At 63.2% G+C, this 19506-nt stretch carries 18 protein-coding genes; 14 read left to right on the plus strand and 4 right to left on the minus strand.

The features are described from left to right. The first annotated feature begins 655 nt into the window (after positions 1 to 655). The 7 genes from AWB81_RS00650 to AWB81_RS00680 all read left to right on the plus strand — a co-directional run bounded on the left by AWB81_RS00650 (position 656) and on the right by AWB81_RS00680 (position 7869). Positions 656 to 1858: a cation:proton antiporter gene (locus AWB81_RS00650; RefSeq protein ID WP_062631970.1), complete on the plus strand. Its 1203-nt coding sequence runs from the start codon at positions 656 to 658 to the stop codon at positions 1856 to 1858. Positions 1859 to 1902: 44 nt separating this feature from the next. Further along, a complete protein-coding gene (locus AWB81_RS00655; protein ID WP_062631971.1) occupies positions 1903 to 3018 on the plus strand; it encodes a YbdK family carboxylate-amine ligase in 1116 nt (371 codons plus the stop codon). Between the two features lie 657 nt (positions 3019 to 3675). Continuing rightward, positions 3676 to 4320 carry a MarR family winged helix-turn-helix transcriptional regulator gene (locus AWB81_RS00660; RefSeq protein WP_062631972.1) on the plus strand — a complete coding sequence of 215 codons (645 nt, stop codon included), beginning with the start codon at positions 3676 to 3678 and terminating at the stop codon, positions 4318 to 4320. A 159-nt stretch (positions 4321 to 4479) separates the two neighbouring features. Then, entirely contained in the window at positions 4480 to 5205 is a 726-nt protein-coding gene (locus AWB81_RS00665) for a glutamine amidotransferase (protein ID WP_062631973.1), read from the plus strand. Between the two features lie 25 nt (positions 5206 to 5230). Next, the gene (locus tag AWB81_RS00670) at positions 5231 to 5947 is read left to right on the plus strand and encodes an MOSC domain-containing protein (protein WP_062631974.1); all 717 of its coding nucleotides are present in this window, start codon (positions 5231 to 5233) and stop codon (positions 5945 to 5947) included. 104 nt (positions 5948 to 6051) lie between these two features. Then, complete coding sequence (locus AWB81_RS00675; protein WP_062631975.1) at positions 6052 to 7164, plus strand: NADH:flavin oxidoreductase/NADH oxidase; 1113 nt, start codon at positions 6052 to 6054, stop codon at positions 7162 to 7164. Positions 7165 to 7419: 255 nt separating this feature from the next. Continuing rightward, on the plus strand, positions 7420 to 7869 hold the full coding sequence (locus AWB81_RS00680) for an SET domain-containing protein (protein WP_087134711.1): 450 nt from the start codon (positions 7420 to 7422) through the stop codon (positions 7867 to 7869). A gap of 86 nt (positions 7870 to 7955) precedes the next feature. Here AWB81_RS00680 and AWB81_RS00685 read toward each other — a convergent pair whose 3' ends face one another. Then, on the minus strand, positions 7956 to 9419 hold the full coding sequence (locus AWB81_RS00685) for a sensor histidine kinase (protein WP_062632081.1): 1464 nt from the start codon (positions 9417 to 9419) through the stop codon (positions 7956 to 7958). 80 nt (positions 9420 to 9499) lie between these two features. Then, on the minus strand, positions 9500 to 10186 hold the full coding sequence (locus AWB81_RS00690) for a response regulator transcription factor (RefSeq protein ID WP_062631976.1): 687 nt from the start codon (positions 10184 to 10186) through the stop codon (positions 9500 to 9502). Positions 10187 to 10353: 167 nt separating this feature from the next. Here AWB81_RS00690 and AWB81_RS00695 point away from each other — a divergent pair, with 167 nt between their 5' ends. After that, on the plus strand, positions 10354 to 10584 hold the full coding sequence (locus tag AWB81_RS00695; protein WP_087134727.1) for a DUF3717 domain-containing protein: 231 nt from the start codon (positions 10354 to 10356) through the stop codon (positions 10582 to 10584). A gap of 210 nt (positions 10585 to 10794) precedes the next feature. Continuing rightward, positions 10795 to 11292: an Lrp/AsnC family transcriptional regulator gene (locus AWB81_RS00700; protein WP_062631977.1), complete on the plus strand. Its 498-nt coding sequence runs from the start codon at positions 10795 to 10797 to the stop codon at positions 11290 to 11292. On the opposite strand, the gene AWB81_RS00705 is transcribed toward AWB81_RS00700, so the two are convergent. Together AWB81_RS00705 and AWB81_RS00710 are read right to left on the minus strand one after the other, a co-directional pair. After that, positions 11289 to 11807, minus strand: a complete 519-nt coding sequence (locus AWB81_RS00705; protein ID WP_062631978.1) for a class IV adenylate cyclase — start codon at positions 11805 to 11807, stop codon at positions 11289 to 11291. The genes AWB81_RS00700 and AWB81_RS00705 overlap by 4 nt on opposite strands. 79 nt (positions 11808 to 11886) lie before the next feature. Continuing rightward, entirely contained in the window at positions 11887 to 12789 is a 903-nt protein-coding gene (locus AWB81_RS00710) for a LysR family transcriptional regulator (RefSeq protein WP_062631979.1), read from the minus strand. A 140-nt stretch (positions 12790 to 12929) separates the two neighbouring features. On the opposite strand from AWB81_RS00710, the gene AWB81_RS00715 reads away from it, so the two are divergent. The 5 genes from AWB81_RS00715 (at position 12930) to AWB81_RS00735 (ending at position 19445) form a co-directional block, all read left to right on the plus strand. After that, the gene (locus AWB81_RS00715; RefSeq protein WP_062631980.1) at positions 12930 to 14453 is read left to right on the plus strand and encodes a CoA-acylating methylmalonate-semialdehyde dehydrogenase; all 1524 of its coding nucleotides are present in this window, start codon (positions 12930 to 12932) and stop codon (positions 14451 to 14453) included. Between the two features lie 38 nt (positions 14454 to 14491). Then, positions 14492 to 16198 carry a GMC family oxidoreductase gene (locus AWB81_RS00720; protein ID WP_200822466.1) on the plus strand — a complete coding sequence of 569 codons (1707 nt, stop codon included), beginning with the start codon at positions 14492 to 14494 and terminating at the stop codon, positions 16196 to 16198. Between the two features lie 368 nt (positions 16199 to 16566). Next, entirely contained in the window at positions 16567 to 17346 is a 780-nt protein-coding gene (locus AWB81_RS00725; RefSeq protein WP_062631982.1) for an ABC transporter ATP-binding protein, read from the plus strand. Further along, positions 17343 to 18104, plus strand: a complete 762-nt coding sequence (locus tag AWB81_RS00730; protein WP_062631983.1) for an ABC transporter ATP-binding protein — start codon at positions 17343 to 17345, stop codon at positions 18102 to 18104. Before AWB81_RS00725 ends, AWB81_RS00730 begins: the two co-directional genes overlap by 4 nt. Before the next feature lie 120 nt (positions 18105 to 18224). Beyond that, positions 18225 to 19445 (plus strand): ABC transporter substrate-binding protein, encoded by a 1221-nt coding sequence (locus tag AWB81_RS00735; protein WP_062631984.1) that lies wholly within the window; start codon positions 18225 to 18227, stop codon positions 19443 to 19445. Positions 19446 to 19506: the final 61 nt, after the last annotated feature.

Genomic DNA, 19506 nt, shown 5'->3' on the forward strand with positions numbered 1-19506 from the left:
TTTTGCTTTCTCCAAACCATTGATCGGACGCGGTAAACCCGAGTTATCCACAGAAATGGGAGATCCTTGTTAACTGCTACTACGTATACATACGGTAAACATGTAAACCTCTAAAGCGAGGGGTATCGGCAGGGACAAACCAGCGATTCGCATCGGTGTGCGGTCCTTTTTCCCTGTTTCAGTCGCGAGAAACGGTCCGTTTTACCGCATCGATTCAATCAGCTGGCAGCGCGCTGTCATGCGTTTCGACCTATGGCACAATCGCCCTTCTTCCTGCGGCATACCGTTCGCGCGGTGTCCGCCTTCAACGGAACGATGGTCGTGCGGTCAGAATCTGATCACCAATGCCGACGCCATCGTTCACTGTGTCCGGCCATGCATTCCGAGCCGGGACCGTGCGTTGCCGCCGTCGTGTCGACGAAAGGCGCCTCTGGTCTCGCAGCGCGGCCGACGCACACCCTAATCAACGCACGGCCTGTCCGTGACGCCGTGTTCGGTTCGAATTTCGTTTCGCCTGAGTGAACCAACGCTCTGAACCAACGCTCGATATGCCGGACGAGTCGGTTTGTCCGCGGGCGTTTCGCCGTACACGCGCAAGTCACCAGAAAGCGCACGTGCTCCATCTGCTGGAAGCTGTGAAGGAGAAGCCAACACGATGAATTCGGCATTTTCGTTTCTACCCGCCTGGCCGCTCGTGCCCGACGCCATCTTCTGGGCCGGCGTCGCGCTCGTCGCCGCAGGCCTGTGCGGCGAGCTGCTGTGGCGCGCCTGGCGTCTGCCGCGCATCACCGGCTACGCTGTGATCGGCCTGATCGCGGGCAATGCGGGATTCAGCGTGATCGACGTGAGCGCCGCCGGATTGTCGCGCCCGCTACTCGACGTCGCGCTCGGCCTGTTGCTGTTCGAACTCGGCAGCCGGCTCGACCTGCGCTGGATCCGCCGCAACCCGTATCTGATCCTGTCGAGCATCGCCGAATCGACGCTCACGTTCGGTTTCGTCCTGATCGCGCTGATGCTCTGCAACGTCCCGACGATGCAGTCCGTCGTGATCGCGGCTATCGCCATGGCGACCTCGCCTGCGATGGTGATCCAGTTGAAAACCGAACTGCGCGCCGAAGGACAGGTGACACAGCGTCTCCTTACACTGACCGCGCTCAACAGCATGTATGCGGTTGTCGTGGAAAAGCTCGCCGCGGGCGTGCTGCATCAGGAAATCTACGGCAACACGTTCGCGACCATCGTCCAGCCGCTCTATCTGCTGATCGGCTCGCTCGTGCTCGCGTTCCTGCTCGCGCGCGCCTGCAACCTGCTGTACCGGCGCCTGAACGTGAACGACGAGCATTCATTCGTCGCATTGTTCGGGCTCGTTTTGCTCGCGATCGCGGTAGCGCATCTCTTCAAGCTCTCGACGATCCTCGCACTGCTCGCCGCCGGCATCATCGTGAAGAACGCGGACGAGCGTCCGCAGCTCTGGCCCGCGCATTTCGGCTCGGCCGGGTGGCTCCTCACGGTGATTCTGTTCGCGTTGACGCTGACCGCGTTCGAATGGGGCGATATCGTGCTCGGTGGAGTTGCGGCGCTCGCGCTGATCGCGGCGCGTTTCGTCGGGAAGCTGGCCGGCGTCCTGATCTTCGCGAAGCCGAGCGGGCTGAACTGGAAGCAGGGCGCGGCGCTCGGCGTATCGCTCACGCCGATGTCCGCGCTCGCGTATCTGCTCGTCGACGACATGTATGTGCTTTATCCCGACTACGACCCGAAGCTTCGCGCGATCGTGCTGTGTTCGATCGTCGTGCTGCAGGTGGTGGCGCCGTTTGTCGTCTACCGGAGCCTGTCGGCCGTCGGCGAGCGGCGCGAATGAAACCGATGCAGTCATTGAAAAGCATCGCTTAACCAAGAGGCGTCATGTCACTCGAACCTTTCATCAACTCTGAACCGTTCACGTTCGGCGTCGAACTGGAAATCCAGGTCGTCAATACGCACGACTACGACCTGACCAAGGCGGCTTCCGACCTGATGCGTCTCATCAAGGACGAAAAGATTCCGGGCAACATCACGCCCGAGATCACGGAAAGCATGATCGAGCTGTCGACGGGCATCTGCACGACGCACGAGCAGGCGGTCGCCGACCTGCGCAAGATCCGCGACACGCTCGTCGCCGCGGCCGACCAGTTGAACGTCGGCCTGTGCGGCGGCGGCACGCACGCTTTCCAGCAATGGAGCGAGCGGCAGATCTTCGATACGCCGCGTTTCCAGTACATCTCGGAGCTTTACGGCTATCTCGCGAAGCAGTTCACGGTGTTCGGCCAGCACGTGCATATCGGCTGCCCGGATCCGAACAGCGCGCTGTTCCTGCTCCATTCGATGTCGCGCTTCATTCCGCATTTCATCGCGCTGTCGGCTTCGTCGCCGTACATTCAGGGCGTCGATACCGGTTTTCACTCGGCGCGCCTGAATTCGGTGTTCGCGTTTCCGCTTTCGGGCCGCGCGCCGTTCGCGCTCACCTGGGACAGCTTCGAGGAATACTTCTCGAAGATGGTGAGCACGGGCGTCGTCAACAGCATGAAGGACTTCTACTGGGACATCCGGCCGAAGCCGGGTTTCGGCACGATCGAAGTGCGGGTGATGGATACGCCGCTGTCCGTCGACCGGGCGGCCGCGATCGCGTGCTACATCCAGACGCTTTCCCGCTACCTGCTGCTCGACAAGCCGCTCACGCTCAAGGAAGACGACTACCTCGTCTACACCTTCAACCGTTTCGAGGCGTGCCGCTTCGGACTGGAAGGCGTCTGCATCAACCCGCAGACGGGCGAACGCCGGACTATCACCGAAGACATCCTCGAGACGCTCGATGTCCTCGCACCGCACGCCGAAGCGCTCGGCTCGACCGAGGCGCTGAAGATGGTCGGCGACATCGCGCGCGGCAACAACAACGATGCGACGTGGCTGCGCGGCGTCTTCGACAAGGAAAAGTCGCTGCACGAAGCGGTGCGTCAGCAGTGTCTGCAATGGCGCCAGTAGCGTCATCAGGCGCGAAGCATCCTCGACGGACAAACCCGCTTTCGAGCGGGTTTTTTTACGAATTCTTCCAGCCGAAGGGTAAGCGCCGTTGCCGACAGAAAGCTTTTAAGGTTTACGTCCAAGAAGCCGTATACATACGTAATAGTAGTTAACAAGCTTCGGCATTTTCTGTGGACAACTGGAAAAAGCCTTGTAAAGTCAAAGTGGTAGCGCATGGAAAAGTAGGCCGGACAGGCACGCATTGCGAGAGGGATCCAGGGATATCACAGGAACGCGCCGAGATGGATGGCGAGTTATCAAGAATCCGCCCACATCGGAACAGCGTGTTTTCCCACGGGTTATCCACAGTGTTGCGTGAATAACTAAGGTGTACGTTTGTTCCGTGTCGCTTAGAATGTCGACTTTGCTGGCATCGTTACTGGCCGGCAGAGCAAAGCGTCAGCAAGAGCACGATAAGGCGCGAAGAGAGTTGCAACGTCCCATCGGGCGGTACGAAGTTGGATTGGTACGCCTGAATTTTGAGACAGTGGGACCGTTGGCCGGAAACGGCTGGCGGTGAAGCCAGCGGTCTTTCGCCGGGCGGGCATGCTTGACGCCGGCGGATGTTTGCGGGTCGCCCGCTGTCAAAACACATAAGCGGAACAAGAAGCGAAGACTATGAGCGAAGGCGTTTACGGAGAGCAGGCGACGGGGCGGGTGACCCATGGCCTGCTGCGGCTGAGCACGGCGATGCGCAGCCAGGCATGGGAATGGGCGGAAGGCGCGGGGCTGACGCCGACCCAGGGTGAAATTCTCGTGCTGCTGATGCAGCGCAAGGGGCCGATGCGGCTTGGCGAGATCGCGCGCGAAACGGCACTCACCGCCGCGACCACGAGCGATGCGGTGAGCACGCTGGAAGGCAAGGGCCTGGTCGAAAAGCGCCGCGCGATCGACGATGGCCGCGCGCTCGCGGTTCGTCTGACGGCACGCGGCCGCACGGCGGCCAAGCGCGCGCTGCAATGGCCGGACTTCCTCGCGAAGGCTGTCGGCACGTTGCGCGACGACGAACAGGCCGCGTTCTACCGGACGCTGCTCAAGACGATCCGCCAGCTGGAAACGCAGGAGCAGATTCCGGCGCACCGCATGTGCCTGTCCTGTTCGCACTTCGAGGCAAGCAAGAATCCAAAGAAGACGCCGCATCGCTGCGCGCTTCTGCAGATTTCGATGGCCGATACCGACCTGCGTCTGGATTGTTCGGTATACGAAGAAGCGGACATCGCCACGCAGAAGAAGAGCTGGAAGATTTTCGCCCAGGTCGCGTAAGCCTGGCGAGAACGTTGTCCGTCCGGCAGGCATGTGTGCTTGCTGCGAGTCGGTTAGACTGTGCCGGTCGCGCCCCCATTCGTGGGCCGCGGCCGGTTGTCCATTCGCCAACCGACTTGCAGACTCAACCCGCAGCCCCAAAGCCACGGAATCCTGCCGATGAAACATGAAGTCCTGGCGATTCGCCACGTCTATTTCGAAGATCTGGGCAATCTCGAACTGGTACTCGGCGATCGCGGCCATTTCGTGCGTTATCTCGACGTCGGCCGCGGCCGCATCGATGCCCCTAATCCGCTCGATCCGTCGCTGATGGTCGTGCTCGGCGGCCCCATCGGCGCGTATGACGACGCTAGCTATCCGCACCTCGTACCACTGCTCGCGATGCTGGAAAAGCGTCTGTCGGCAGGGCTGCCGACGCTCGGCATTTGTCTCGGCTCGCAGCTGATCGCACGCGCGCTCGGTGCGAAGGTTTATCCCGCGGCGGAAAAGGAGCTCGGCTGGCAGCCGCTCACGCTGACGGAAGCCGGACGCGCTTCGCCGCTTCGGCATCTGGAAGCGGACGGCGTCTCGACGCCGGTCTTCCACTGGCACGGCGACACCTTCGATCTTCCCGACGGCGCCACGCATCTGGCATCGACGCCCGCGTGCCGGAACCAGGCATTCACGTGGGGAGAACACGTTCTCGCGTTGCAGTGCCACCCGGAAGTGCTCGCGGACCGCTTCGAAAACTGGCTCGTCGCCTATCCCGGCGATATCGCGCAAAGCGGGACCAGCGCGCCGCGTCTGCGGGAAGAGACCGCGCGCTTCGGCCCGGGGCTCGAGCGCGCGGCGCGCTCGATGTTCGGCGAATGGCTCGACCAGTTCGACTTCACCCGCCAGCGCTAGGCAATCCTCAGTCATCGGCCAGTTCATGCAGATCATTCTCGATGCCGTGCTCGTCGGCAAAGCCGCGCCGCTCGGAACACAGGGCAAGCGAAGTGCGATCCACAAGACGCCCGTGCCGGAGCGCGTGCAAATCGGCGAGACCGGCATCGACGGCGACGAACAGTTCGAACGCAAGCATCACGGTGGCCCGGAGAAGGCGCTGCTTCACTACGCATTCGACCACTACGCGGCATGGCGCGAGGAATGGAGCGCCGGGCACGCGGGACTCGAACGCTTCGAAGCGCCCGGCGCGTTCGGCGAAAACCTTTCGACGCGCGGTATCGATGAAAGCTGCATCTGTGTCGGCGATGTGTATCGCATCGGCACGGCGATCGTGCAGGTGTCGCAGCCGCGACAGCCGTGCTGGAAGCTCAACCTGCGTTTCTTTCGCGAAGACATGTCGCGTCGCGTGCAGGACACGCGCCGCACGGGCTGGTACTACCGCGTGCTGGAGCCGGGCGTTGCCGGCGCGGGCGATGCTGTCGAACGGCTGGCGCGGCCGCATCCCGAATGGAGCGTCGACAGGCTGTTGCGCGTGCTCTACGTCGATCGCGACGACCGCGCATCGCTCGAACAGATGACGATGCTTGAAACACTGACTCCGTCGTGGCGCAAGACGGCGGCGAAGCGCCTCGAAAGCGGCAAGGTCGAGTCGTGGGCGAACCGGCTCGATACGCCGCGCAGCCAGAGCGACGACGACTGAAGTGCCGCACGCGCTTCGAGGCAGGCACGCGTGGCCTGCAGGAAGGAAAACGAAGTGCTATTCTCGATCGCTGATTCAGGTCTTTCTCCTCACCGGATATCGTCATGAGCGCGTTGTTTTCCCCGGCCACGCTGCGTGGCGTCACGCTTCCCAATCGGATCCTCGTGTCACCCATGTGCCAGTATTCGGCCGAACGCGGCGAAGCAACGGCATGGCACATGATCCATCTCGGTCATCTCGCGCTCTCGGGTGCGGCGATGCTGTTCATCGAAGCCACCGCCGTCGAGCCCGATGGCCGCATCACGCCCGGCGACCTCGGCCTCTGGGACGACGCCACCGAAGCCGCGCTGAAACCGGTGCTCGCCGCGATCCGCAAGCATTCGAAGATCGCCGTCACGATGCAACTCGCGCACGCCGGCCGCAAGGGTTCGAGCCACGTGCCGTGGGAAGGCGGGCAGTTGATCCCGGTGTCCGAAGGCGGCTGGATGCCGCACGCGCCCTCGGCGATTCCCCACAAGGACGGCGAAACGCCGCCGCTCGCGCTGGATACCGCTGGTCTCATCCGCGTGCGCGAAGCGTTCGTGGCGTCTGCCAAACGCGCGGCGCGGCTCGGTATCGACGGTCTCGAACTGCACGCGGCGCACGGCTATCTGCTGCATCAGTTTCTCTCGCCCGTCGCGAACCAGCGCACCGATGAATACGGCGGCTCGCTTGAAAACCGCATGCGCTTTCCGCTCGAAATCTTCGACGCCATTCGTGCCGTGTTTCCGGACGACCGGCCAATCGGCGTGCGCGTGTCGGCGTCGGACTGGGTCGACGGCGGTTGGGGAATCGAAGACACCATCGCGTTCGCCAACGAACTGAAGAAGCGGGGCGTCGACTGGATAGACGTTTCGTCGGGCGGCGTGTCGCCGCTGCAGAAGATTCCGCTCGAACCCGGCTATCAGGTGCCGTTCGCGAAGGCGGTGAAGGAAGCGACGAGCCTTCCGACGATCGCCGTCGGTCTCATCACCGATCCGATGCACGCCGAGGAGATCATCGAGAGCGGCCAGGCCGATTTCATCGCGCTCGCCCGGGCGCTGCTCTACAACCCGCGCTGGCCGTGGCACGCGGCCGCGCAACTGGGCTCGACCGTCGAGGCGCCGCCGCAGTACTGGCGCTCGCAACCGCGCGACCAGAAGGCGCTCTTCGGCGACATCTCGTTCGGGCAACGCTGAGTCGTTGCAATACGCATCGATCGAGGCCGTGCCGCGGACGGTTGAATTCAAATGCGGCTACCGTGTACGATGCCGAATGTTCGGGCGCACCATGCGTCCGGCAAGATGAACGCGGCGCCTATCAGGCCGCCGCGTTTTTTTCATCCCGCCTGGCCAATGCACGCCCTCCGCGTCTCCTGACGAGGCGCGCGCGCGACGCGGCGGCACGGGCTTCATTCAACCCTCCCCACCGATCGTTATTTAAGGATTCATTCGATGAGTTCACGCAGGGTCACCGTTCGCCGCTCGGGCGTGCATGGCAAGGGCGTGTTTGCCGCGAGGCGGATTGCGGCGGGCGAGCAGGTGATGGAATACAAGGGCGAGCGCATTTCGTGGAAAGAGGCGCTTCGCCGCCATCCGCACAATCCGGAGGAACCGAACCACACGTTCTACTTCGCGCTGGACGATGGCCGCGTGATCGACGGCAAGATCGACGGCAACAGTGCGAAATACATCAACCACTCCTGCGCGCCGAATTGCGAAGCGGAGGAAGTGGAAGGCCGCGTATTCATTCACGCGCTTCGCGACATCCAGCCGGATGAAGAGCTGTACTACGACTACGGTCTCGTCATCGACGGTCGCATCACGAAGAAGCTCAAGAAGGAATACGAGTGCCGTTGCGGATCGAAGAAGTGCCGGGGAACGATGCTGGCGTTGAAGAAGTAAGGCGCTTCGCCGGGGCTTCGGCCCTCGGCGCTATTCCCGGTTTTCGTCGGAAGCGAATGCCACGGCAGCGATGCCGTGGCATTTTTTTATGCGGCGGGCGCCGCTGCCGGAACGCGAGGCTTCAACGGCATGCGCACGATGAAGCAGGCGCCGCCTTCCGGCGCATTTTCGTAATGCACGCTGCCGCCGTGCAGCACCATGATGTCGTGGACGATCGCAAGGCCGAGACCGGCGCCGCCTTCGATGGTTTGCCCATCGCCGCGGAAGAAGCGCTTGAAGAGATCGGGCTGCTGGTCGTGCGGCACACCCGGGCCGTTGTCTTCCACGACGATCTCGCCGAACTGGTGGCCCGCCTGGTCGCGCCATGCAGTCACGCTCACCGTCACGCGCGCGCCGTCCTGGCGGAACGGCGGGATGTACTTGAGCGCGTTGTCGATCAGGTTCGCGATCACCTCGCGTAGCAGCACGACGTTGCCGCGCACGATCAGCGGATCTTCGTTGTCGGGATCGTCGAGGCGCTGGAAGCCCAGATCGACGCCGGCGGCAAGCGCGCGCGGCACCCATTCCGCACCGGTCTCGAACGCGAGCGCGGCGAGGTCGAAATCGACGAAGCGCGCGGCCTGTTCGCCCGGCTCCGCACGCGCGAGCGATAGCAACTGATTGGAGAGCCGCACCGCGCGATCCGCCGACGCCCGCAGTTCCTTCACCGCATCGAGCGCCTTCGCCGGATCGCGGGCGATCATCGCCTGCTCGGCGTGCAGCTTCACGGCGGTGAGCGGCGTGCGCAACTGATGCGCGGCATCGGCGATGAACTTGCGCTGCGCATCGAGCGCGGTCTTCAGACGGTCGAGCAGCGCGTTCATCGCGCTCGTGAGCGGCCGGATTTCGACCGGCACGAGCGTTTCGTCGACGGGTTCGAGCGAGGTGTGGGTCTGCTGATTGAGCGTATCGGCGAGATCGGTCAGCGGATTGAGCTGCTGGTTCACGACGCGCCACACGATCACCCAGCCCGCGAGCAGCAGCAGCAAAAGCGGCATCATGATCGCGACCAGGAACTCGACCGCGATCCGGTAGCGCGAGCCGACGCGCTGCGCGACCTCCACGACGATCGGATTGCCGTGCGGCTGGTCGACACGCACCTGTGCCGCTCGCACGCTCATGCCCTGATAGTGCGTTTCGAAGACGTAGGCGTAGTGGATGCGGCGCACGCTGGTGCCGGTCAGTGGCAAGTCGGGCTCACCGGCGATTTCGTTCTCGCCGTCGCTGATGCGGTAGATCAGTTGCTCGACGGGATCGGAGAACATTGCCTGCGCGAGCGGCGGCACGGTCACGGGCGCATCGACCCCCGCCAGCTGGATCTGCCGCGAGATGGCGGTGGCGAGATCGGCGAGCGAGCGGTCGACGACGTGCTGCGTGTACTGCCACGCGAGCCAGTACGCCATCAGGCCGCTCATCAGCGCGAGCAAGGACAGCGGCGCCGCGAGACGGCGCAGCAGGGATCGCCGGAGGCTCGGCGGAGGGGAATTACTGGTCACCTTCGTACGCGCCAGGTGAAGCCAGTCGTCGCGAGCGAAACGTTCGTCGCTCGCGCGCCGGGAGGGAAATCGCAAGGCGTTCTACGGACAGGCGCTTACGCGGCCTGCCGGATTTCCTGCAACAGATAGCCGAAGCCGCGCACCGTCACGATCTCGACCCGCGTGTTTTCGAGCTTCTTGCGGACCCGGTGCACATACACTTCGATCGCCGTATCGCCGAGATCGCCGCCGAAATGCGTCAGGTGATCCTGAAGCTGCGCCTTGCTGACCACGCGGCCATGGCGCAACAGCAGCATTTCGAGCACCGCGAATTCGCGCGGCGACAGTTCGAGCGGCTTTTCGTCGTTGAAGATGCGACGGTCGACGCCCGACAGACGCAGCCCACCCAGCGTGACTTCGGGACGCGGCACATCGCCGTGCGGACCGCTTCGGCGCATCACGGCACGGATGCGCGCTTCCAGTTCCTGCGGCTCGAACGGCTTGAGCATGTAGTCGTCGGCGCCGCTGTTCAGGCCCTGCACGCGGTCGTGCAGTTCGTCGCGCGCAGTGAGGATGATGACCGGCGTATGGCGGTTGCTCTGGCGAAAGCGCGCGAGCAGCGTCATGCCGTCTATGCCCGGCAGGCCGAGATCGAGAATCACCAGTTCATGCCGGTTTTGCGCGAGCGCCTGCTCGGCGAAGATGCCGTCGTGAACCATGTCGACGGTGAAGCCGGATTGTTCGAGGCTGCTTTGGATGCCGCGCGCGATGGGGCGGTCGTCTTCGATCAGAAGGATTCGCATGAAAGTCGCTCAAGTACAATGGGTTGAGCTCGGACGGGCGCCAGGCCGGCGAGAAGGATCGACGCGGCGGCGCGGGTTCGGGCCAGATCAAAACGCTTACGTCAAAGGCGGCACGCCGCGGCGCTCAGGGCCGCAGAAGTCGTGCACCGATTACTTTCTGTCCGGACATGCCTGACATCCCGATTCACGAACTCGAAGCTGCGATCAATTTCTGGCGCAATCGCTCGCCGTCGAGCGGCGACGAGTTGAGTCTGTGCGACGAGGCGAGCGCACTGTCCAGGCCTTATGCGCTGCTGATTGTACAGCGTGCCACATCGATGCCGGCGGAGCGATTAGACCCTAAAGCCCGGGCGGCGTGGGAAGCTTACGAGCGAGCGAGAACAGGCCTTTCCGGGTGAAAGCCAGGCGGCATTTCAATCTTTCGAACACTCTCTATTTTGCTTTCGAAACACCCATTTTTCCTGATTATTGGCTGTTTCGAACGCTTTCAGGCTTGTTACCGTTGGTAATACGGACGTTACGAAGCTTGCGAATGTAGGGTGAGGTCTCCGGCGACAGCCGCAGTGCATTAAACTCGCGCATTCAGCCGATAAATGCACAGAATCCTCATGATTGATCTCGATCACTTCGATCTCGCGCTTCTCGACGTTCTTCAACGCTTCGGACGCGCAACACATCAGCAGCTCGGCGAGCAAGTGCCGCTGTCACCGTCGCAGATCGGCCGTCGCCTGCAACGGCTCGAATCGACAGGGGTGATTGAGGGATACCGCGTGATGTTGCGTCCGGAAAAGCTCGGCCTCGGCGTGACGGCGTTCACCAGCCTCAAGCTCAAGCATCACGGCGATTCGGTCATCGAGCAGTTCCAGCAGCAGATCGAAACGCTGCCGGAAGTGCTCGAATGCCACGCGACCGTCGGTGACGCCGACTATCTGTTGCGCATCGTCGCGCCCGACCTCTCCGCGCTCTCGTCGTTCGTGATGAAAAAACTGATGCGCGTGCCGGGCGTCGACAGCGTGCGCTCGAACATCGTGCTGACCACGTTCAAGCGCAACGGTCCGCTGCCGCTCGGACATCTCTCCGGCGACGCAGCCGATTCCCGAACCTAGGCCGGCTGCGCGAGCAGATCGACGTAAGCGACCGGTACCAGGTCGTTTTGCGCGACGCCCAGCCGCGCGAACATGTCGTGCGCTTCCTGCTCGCCGGCGGCTTCGTCGTCGTCCTGTCCTAGCAGCACTTCCAGTTCGATGAAATCGCCGAGACCGTCGACACGGTCCAGATGAATGCGCGTGCGCCCGACCAGATAGACGTGGCGCTCCTTCGAGACGATCCCGCGCGTTGTCAGCGCCTGCGCGAGCAGCGTGTGCATCGCCTCGGCATTCGTCACCGGGCTGCGCGAGTAGTAGGAGACTTTCGGGCCGTCGCGGTCGTCGCGCTGGTAGAAGATCAGTTCGGACGGCGTGCCGTCGTCGAACTGGCGCAGCTTGAGGCGTCCGGTCGGGACGTCGTAGAAAAAGTCCTGCTGGCGAAAAATGAGCGGCGCGTCGGAGGCGAGTGCAGCGGCACGTTCGCGAAGCGCGTCGAACTGATGCGCGCGGGCCTTGATTTCGATGTTGCGTGCCATGGGCGAGGACTCCTCGAAGCCGGTTGGAGAAAGAGACTCAGACTAGCAAAGTTTCGATGACCGGCGCTTGAACCGGCGCCTACATCGACCATTGATCCTCGATCAGGCGCAGCGCGGCCGCGATCACGGGCTCTTCGCGGCGTTCGGCGAGCGCGATGAACGACAGCTGCGTCGGCACGGTCATCCCTTCGACGATCGTCAGCGCGTGCGCATGCGCCTGCGCGAGCGCGATCGAATCGCGGGCGAGCGTGAGGCCGACCCCCGATTTCACGAGATCGAGCATCGACGGCTCCTGATCCACTTCCGCGACGATCACGGGCGTTGCGCCCGCCGCTGCAAACACGCGCGAGAGCAGCCGGTTGTGCGCCGATTCGGGCGGCGTCCAGATCCACGGCAGCTTGGCGAGCGCCGCCCAGTCGCGCTTTCCCTTGTTGACGCGGTTATGCCAGCCCGCCGGCGCCAGCACCCGGTACAGATACGACGTCAGCGTCACGACGTGAAACCGCCCGGCGTCGCGCGTGTCGTCCGTATCGGGATCGCCGATGTAGAACCCCACGTCGAGATCGCGCGCCTTCACGCGCTCCAGCACCCAGCCGGACATGCCGTGCCTGAGCGCCGTCTGGATCTGCGGGTAGGTTTCGACGAGTTGCCGCAGGAATCCGCCGAGCCGCAGAAAATCCGGATCGAGAATGGTGCCGATGCGCAGCCGTCCCCGCACTTCATGCCGCAGCGCAGCAGCGGCGCGCTGAACTTCGTTCGCGGCCGCGAGCGCGCGCTCGGCGTGCGGCAGGAGCGCTTCGCCGTCGCGCGTGAGCAGCAGCCCGTGCGAGGTTCTCGAAAACAGCCCGATACCGAGCAACTCCTGCAGATTCTTGATTTGCAGGCTCACGGCGGGCTGCGTCAGATGCAGGTGCGCCGCAGCCCGCGTGAGATTGCCTTCGCGGGCCACCGTAACGAATGCGCGGAGCAGGGTGTAGTCCATGCGCTGATATTAGCGTGTCTTATATCTCTGTTGAACATATCTCATTGGATTTGGGGACGGCTGCGGCGGTACGCTCTTACCCATCGGACAAAGACCGGCTTCCAGCAATCATCCTGCATGGTCGATACAAGGAGGAGCACATGAGCGAGACACATAACAGCGAAACGCGCGCCGCAGCGCTGACGCATTTCATCGGCGGACAGCGAGTCGAAGGTACGAGCGACCGCTTCGGCGACGTCTTCAATCCCGCGACGGGCGCGGTGACATCGCGCGTTCCGCTCGCGAGCGTCACCGAAGTCGATGCGGCGGTGGCCGCCGCCCATGCTGCGTTCCACGCCTGGAGCGAGACCGCGCCGATCAAGCGCGCTCGCGTGATGTTCAAGTTCAAGGAATTACTCGACAGGCATCACGACGAACTCGCCGAAATCATCACGCGCGAGCACGGCAAGGTATTCACGGACGCTTACGGCGAAGTGATGCGCGGCATCGAGATCGTGGAGTTTGCGTGCGGCATTCCGAACCTGCTCAAAACCGATTTCACCGATCAGATCGGCGGCGGCATCGACAACTGGAACCTGCGGCAGCCGCTCGGTGTGGTCGCCGGCATCACGCCGTTCAACTTCCCGATGATGGTGCCGTGCTGGATGTTCCCGATCGCCATCGCGACGGGCAACACCTTCGTGCTGAAGCCCTCGGAGCGCGACCCTTCCGCGTCGATTCGCCTTGCCGAACTGCTCAGGGAAGCCGGCTTGCCCGATGGTGTGTTCAACGTGGTGCATGGCGACAAGACCGCCGTCGATGCACTGCTCGCGCATCGCGATGTCGAGGCGCTGTCGTTCGTCGGCTCGACGCCGATCGCCGAATACATCTACGCGGAGGGCACGAAACACGGCAAGCGCGTGCAGGCGCTGGGTGGCGCGAAGAATCACCTCGTCGTGATGCCCGACGCCGATCTCGACCAGGCCGTCGATGCGCTGATGGGCTCGGCCTACGGTTCGGCCGGCGAGCGCTGCATGGCGATTTCGGTGGCGGTCGCGGTCGGCCATATCGCCGATGAGCTGATCGAGCGCCTCGTGCCGCGCGTGAAATCGCTTGTCATCAAGAACGGGATGGAGCGCGACGCGGAGATGGGGCCGCTCGTCACTGCGGCGCATCGGGCGAAAGTGGAAGGCTACATCGATGCGGGTGCGAAGTGCGGCGCGAAGCTGGTTGTCGATGGCCGCGGGCACAAGGTCGATGGACACGAAAACGGCTTCTTCCTCGGCGGCACGCTCTTCGACGATGTCAGCACCGACAGCACCATCTACAAGGAAGAAATCTTCGGGCCGGTGCTGTGCGTCGTGCGCGTGCCGGACTTTGCGAGCGCAGTCGAACTGATCAACCGGCATGAGTTCGCGAACGGCGTGTCGTGCTACACGTCGGACGGCGGCGTCGCGCGCGCGTTTTCGCGGCAGATCAAGGTGGGCATGGTCGGCATCAACGTGCCGATCCCGGTGCCGATGGCGTGGCACTCGTTCGGCGGCTGGAAGCGCTCGCTCTTCGGCGATCACCACGCGTACGGCGAGGAAGGTGTCCGCTTCTACACGCGCTACAAGAGCGTGATGCAGCGCTGGCCGGACAGCATCGCGAAGGGCGCGGAGTTCACGATGCCGGTTGCGAAGTAGGAGAACACGTCCCTTCGCCTGTTCGCGCGGCGAAGGGCATGAACCCTGTAGGATCGAAGGAGACAAGGGTGAAACAGAACGTGCGAAAGCTCGAAGGCGAGTTCGACTACATCATCGTCGGCGCGGGAACGGCCGGCTGCGTGCTGGCGAACCGCCTGAGCGAAGATCCGGAAGTGAGCGTGTTGCTGCTCGAAGCCGGCGGCAAGGACGACTATCACTGGATTCACGTGCCGGTCGGCTATCTGTATTGCATTGGCAATCCACGCACGGACTGGCTCTACAAGACGCAAGCGGAGCCGGGTCTCGATGGCCGCGCGCTCTCGTATCCGCGCGGACGCGTGCTCGGCGGCTGCTCGTCGATCAACGGGATGATCTACATGCGCGGCCAGCGCGAAGACTACGACGAGTGGGCGCACATCACGGGCGATCCGAACTGGTCGTGGGATTCCGTGCTGCCGGTTTTCAGGCGCAGCGAAGATCACCACGGCGGCGCGAACGAATTCCACGGCGCGGGCGGCGAGTGGCGGGTCGAGAAGCAGCGGCTCAAATGGAAAGTCCTCGAGACGTTTTCGGAGGCCGCGCAGCAAACCGGCATCCCCGCCACCGACGACTTCAACCGCGGCGACAACACGGGCGTCGGCTATTTCGACGTGAACCAGAAGAGCGGCATCCGCTGGAATGCGTCGAAGGCCTTCCTGCGCGCCGCAATGAAGCGCCCGAACCTGACGACGATCACGGGCGCCCACACACAGCGGCTCATCTTCGAAGGCAATCGCTGCGTCGGTGTGGACTATCGCGGCGGCGATGTCGACTACCTCGCGAAAGCGCGCTACGAAGTGATCCTGAGCGCGGGTGCGGTGAATTCGCCGCAAATCCTCGAACTGTCCGGCGTCGGCAATGGCGCGCGGCTGCAGCGGCTCGGTATCGATGTCGTGCGCGATCTGCGCGGCGTCGGCGAAAACCTTCAGGACCATTTGCAATTGCGCATGGCCTACAAGGTGAACGGCGTGCGCACGCTCAACACGCTGTCCGCACACTGGTGGGGCAAGCTTTTCATCGGACTGCAATATGCGCTCACGCGTAGCGGGCCGATGTCGATGGCGCCGTCGCAACTCGGCGCGTTCGCGAAGTCGAATGTGAACGACGCGTCGATTACGCGGCCGGACCTCGAATATCACGTGCAGCCGCTTTCGCTCGATCGCTTCGGTGAACCGCTGCATGCGTTCAATGCATTCACGGCGTCGGTGTGTCCGTTGCGTCCGACTTCGCGCGGCAGCGTGCACATTGGGTCGCCCGATGCGCACGTGGCGCCGCTGATCGCGCCGAATTACCTGTCGACGGAACGCGACAGGGAAGTCGCGGCCAACGCGTTGCGGCTCACACGGCGCATCGCGGCCGCACCGGCGCTCGCGCGCTATTCGCCGGAGGAGATCCTGCCGGGCACCGCTTTCCAGACCGACGAGGAACTCGCGCAAGCCGCCGGCAAGATCGGCACGACCATTTTCCATCCGGTCGGGACGTGCCGCATGGGCGCCGACAACGATCCCGCGGCCGTGGTCGACAGCCGCCTGCGCGTAATCGGGCTTCGCGGACTGCGCATCGTGGATGCATCGGTCATGCCGACCATCACGTCGGGTAACACCAACTCGCCGACGCTCATGATCGCCGAGCGCGCGAGCGAAATGATCCGCGCGGACCGGCGCCATGTCGATGTGCAGGAAGTGATCGCGACCGCGCTTGCATGACGCGCGCGACAGGTTGCTGACCGGCTGGCGTCAGCAATCGTCGCGCCACTATCAAAACGGCCCCGCACGAGGGGCCGCTCGCATTTGCGCGGCGACACCTGAAGGTGTACGGCCGGGGCTGGAATAAGCGCTCTAATCGTCCCATCTTACTAAGTGCAAATCCCGATGATTGCGCTGCATCATTGGCGCGACAATGGCACCGAGCCAATGCATACCCGGTTTGTCGCGTGCTGTGTTTGTGCAGCACGAAATCCGCGGCGAAAGCACCGAAGATCCTGAGTAACGCACGTTCGGGCACGCGCGAAGAAACCAAAAATAACGCGCGGGCGAACACTTTGCCTGCCGCCTCATTTCGCATGGAAGGGGACATGATTCTCGGCGACACGATTCTGGAAACGCGTGGCCTCACAAAAGAATTCAAAGGCTTCACCGCCGTGAATGGCGTGAACCTGCGCGTGCGCCGCGGCTCGATCCACGCGCTGATCGGACCGAACGGCGCGGGCAAGACCACCTGCTTCAACCTGCTCACGAAGTTTCTCGAACCGACGGCCGGACAGATCGTCTTCAACGGCGCAGACATCACGCGCGAGCGTCCCGCGCATATCGCGCGGCGCGGCGTGATCCGCTCGTTCCAGATCTCCGCCGTTTTTCCGCACCTCACCGTGTTGCAGAACGTGCGCATCGGATTGCAGCGGCAGCTCGGCACGTCATTTCATTTCTGGCGCAGCGAGCGCTCGCTCGACAGCCTCAACGACCGCGCGATGGACCTGCTCACGCAAGTGGGGCTCACCGACTTTGCGGACACGAAGACGGTCGAACTCTCGTACGGACGCAAGCGCGCGCTCGAAATCGCGACCACGCTTTCGATGGAGCCCGAACTGATGCTGCTCGACGAACCGACGCAAGGTATGGGCCATGAAGATGTCGATCGTGTGACAGCGCTCATCAAGAAGGTCTCGGTGGGCCGCACCATCCTGATGGTCGAACACAACATGAACGTGATCGCGGGCATCTCCGACACCATCACCGTGCTTCAGCGCGGCGAGGTGCTGGCCGAAGGCAACTACGCGGAAGTGTCGAAGAATCCGCTCGTGATGGAAGCCTACATGGGCAGCGCCGACGCCGCGCTGACGGGAGCGCACGCATGAGCACGATCGTGGAGGAACGGCGCCCGCTCGATACGCGCGGTGCAGCGGGCAACGATCCCGCACTCGAAATCTCGGGGCTTCAGGCGTGGTATGGGGAGTCGCACATCCTTCATGGCGTCGACCTGAAGGTGAATCGCGGCGAAGTCGTCACGCTGCTCGGGCGCAACGGCGCCGGGCGCACCACGACACTGCGCGCGATCATGGGCCTCACGGGCCGCCGCACCGGATCGATCCGCGTCGGCGGCCGCGAGACAATCAGCATGCCGACGCACAAGATCGCGCATTGCGGCATCGGCTATTGCCCTGAAGAGCGTGGCATCTTTTCGAGCCTCTCGTGCGAGGAAAACCTCATGTTGCCGCCGCTCGTCGGCGACGAGAAGGCCAGCATGTCGCTCGACGAGATCTATTCGATGTTCCCGAACCTCAAGGAACGCCGCGCGAGCCAGGGCACGCGGCTTTCGGGCGGCGAACAGCAGATGCTCGCGGTCGCGCGCATCCTGCGCACCGGCGCGAACCTGCTCTTGCTCGACGAGATCTCGGAAGGACTCGCGCCCGTGATCGTGCAGGCGCTCGCGCGCATGATCCTGATGCTCAAGTCGCGCGGCTACACGATCGTGATGGTGGAACAGAATTTTCGCTTTGCGGCGCCGCTCGCCGATCGCTTCTATGTGATGGAGCACGGGAATATCGTCGAGCATTTCAACGCAGGGGAACTCGAAGCGAAGATGCCGGTGCTGCACGAACTGCTCGGGGTGTGATCGTCAACGGTTCGCAGTAGCGTCAGTACCGGTGCCGCATGCGCATGCCCGCAGACGGGATCGCATGTGTGCATGCGCCAGAAGCGCACAAGCAACAACCATAAACCCATGGAGACTGGAATGAAAAAGAAGACTCTCGCGCGCCTCTCTTCCCTTTGCTTTGCGGCTGCGGCGGCGGGCGTTGCATTGACGGCGGGCAGCGCTCAAGCCGCCGACGGCAATACGGTAAAGATCGGTTTCGTCACCGACTTGTCGGGTCTCTATGCCGACATCGACGGTCAAGGCGGCCTCGAAGCGATCCGCATGGCGATCGCCGACTTCGGTGGCAAGGTCAACGGCAAGCCGATCGAACTCGTCTACGCTGACCATCAGAACAAGGCGGACATCGCTGCCTCGCGTTCGCGCGAATGGATCGACCGCGACGGCGTCAACGTGATCATCGGCGGCACCAACTCGGCGACGGCGCTTTCCACCGCGCAGGTCGCGGCAGAGAAGAAGACGCCGTACATCAACATCGGCGCGGGCGCGGATAACCTGACCAACGAGCAGTGCTCGCCGTACACCGTCCACTATGCCTACGACACCATGGCGCTGGCAAAGGGCACGGGCTCGGCAGTGACCAAGCAGGGCGGCAAGTCGTGGTACTTCCTCACCGCCGACTACGCGTTCGGCAAGGCGCTGGAAAAGAATACGTCCGACGTGGTGAAGGCCAACGGCGGACAGGTGCTCGGCGCGGTGCGTCATCCGCTGTCGGCGTCGGACTTCTCGTCGTTCCTGTTGCAGGCACAAGGTTCGAAGGCGCAGGTGCTCGGCCTGGCAAATGCAGGCGGCGATACGATCAACTCGATCAAGGCCGCGAAGGAATTCGGCGTCACGAAGACGATGAAGCTCGCCGCGCTTCTTATCTTCATCAACGACATCCACAGCCTGGGACTCGAAACGACGCAAGGCCTCGTCGCGACCGACAGCTGGTACTGGAACAAGGACGACGCGGCGCGCAAGTGGGCGCAACGCTACTTCGGCAAGATGAAGAAGATGCCGTCGAGCCTGCAGGCCGCCGACTACTCCGCGGTCACGACCTACCTGAAGGCGGTGCAGGCAGCGGGCACGACCGACAGCGACAAGGTCATGGAGCAACTGCACAAGGCGAAGATCAACGACTTCTACGCGAAGGGCTACATTCGCGAAGACGGCAGCATGATCCATGACATGTACCTGATGGAAGTGAAGAAGCCGTCGGAATCGAAGGAGCCGTGGGACTACTACAAGGTCACTGCGACGATTCCCGGCGACCAGGCATTCGGCACGAAGGCGGAGTCGCGCTGCAAGCTCTGGAAGTAGCTTTGCATGAGACCAGAGCAGGCACATGGGATCAGGGCAAGCGTCGAAGCGCCAACTCTGA

The organism is Caballeronia arationis (assembly GCF_001544975.2).
Lineage (GTDB): Bacteria > Pseudomonadota > Gammaproteobacteria > Burkholderiales > Burkholderiaceae > Caballeronia > Caballeronia arationis.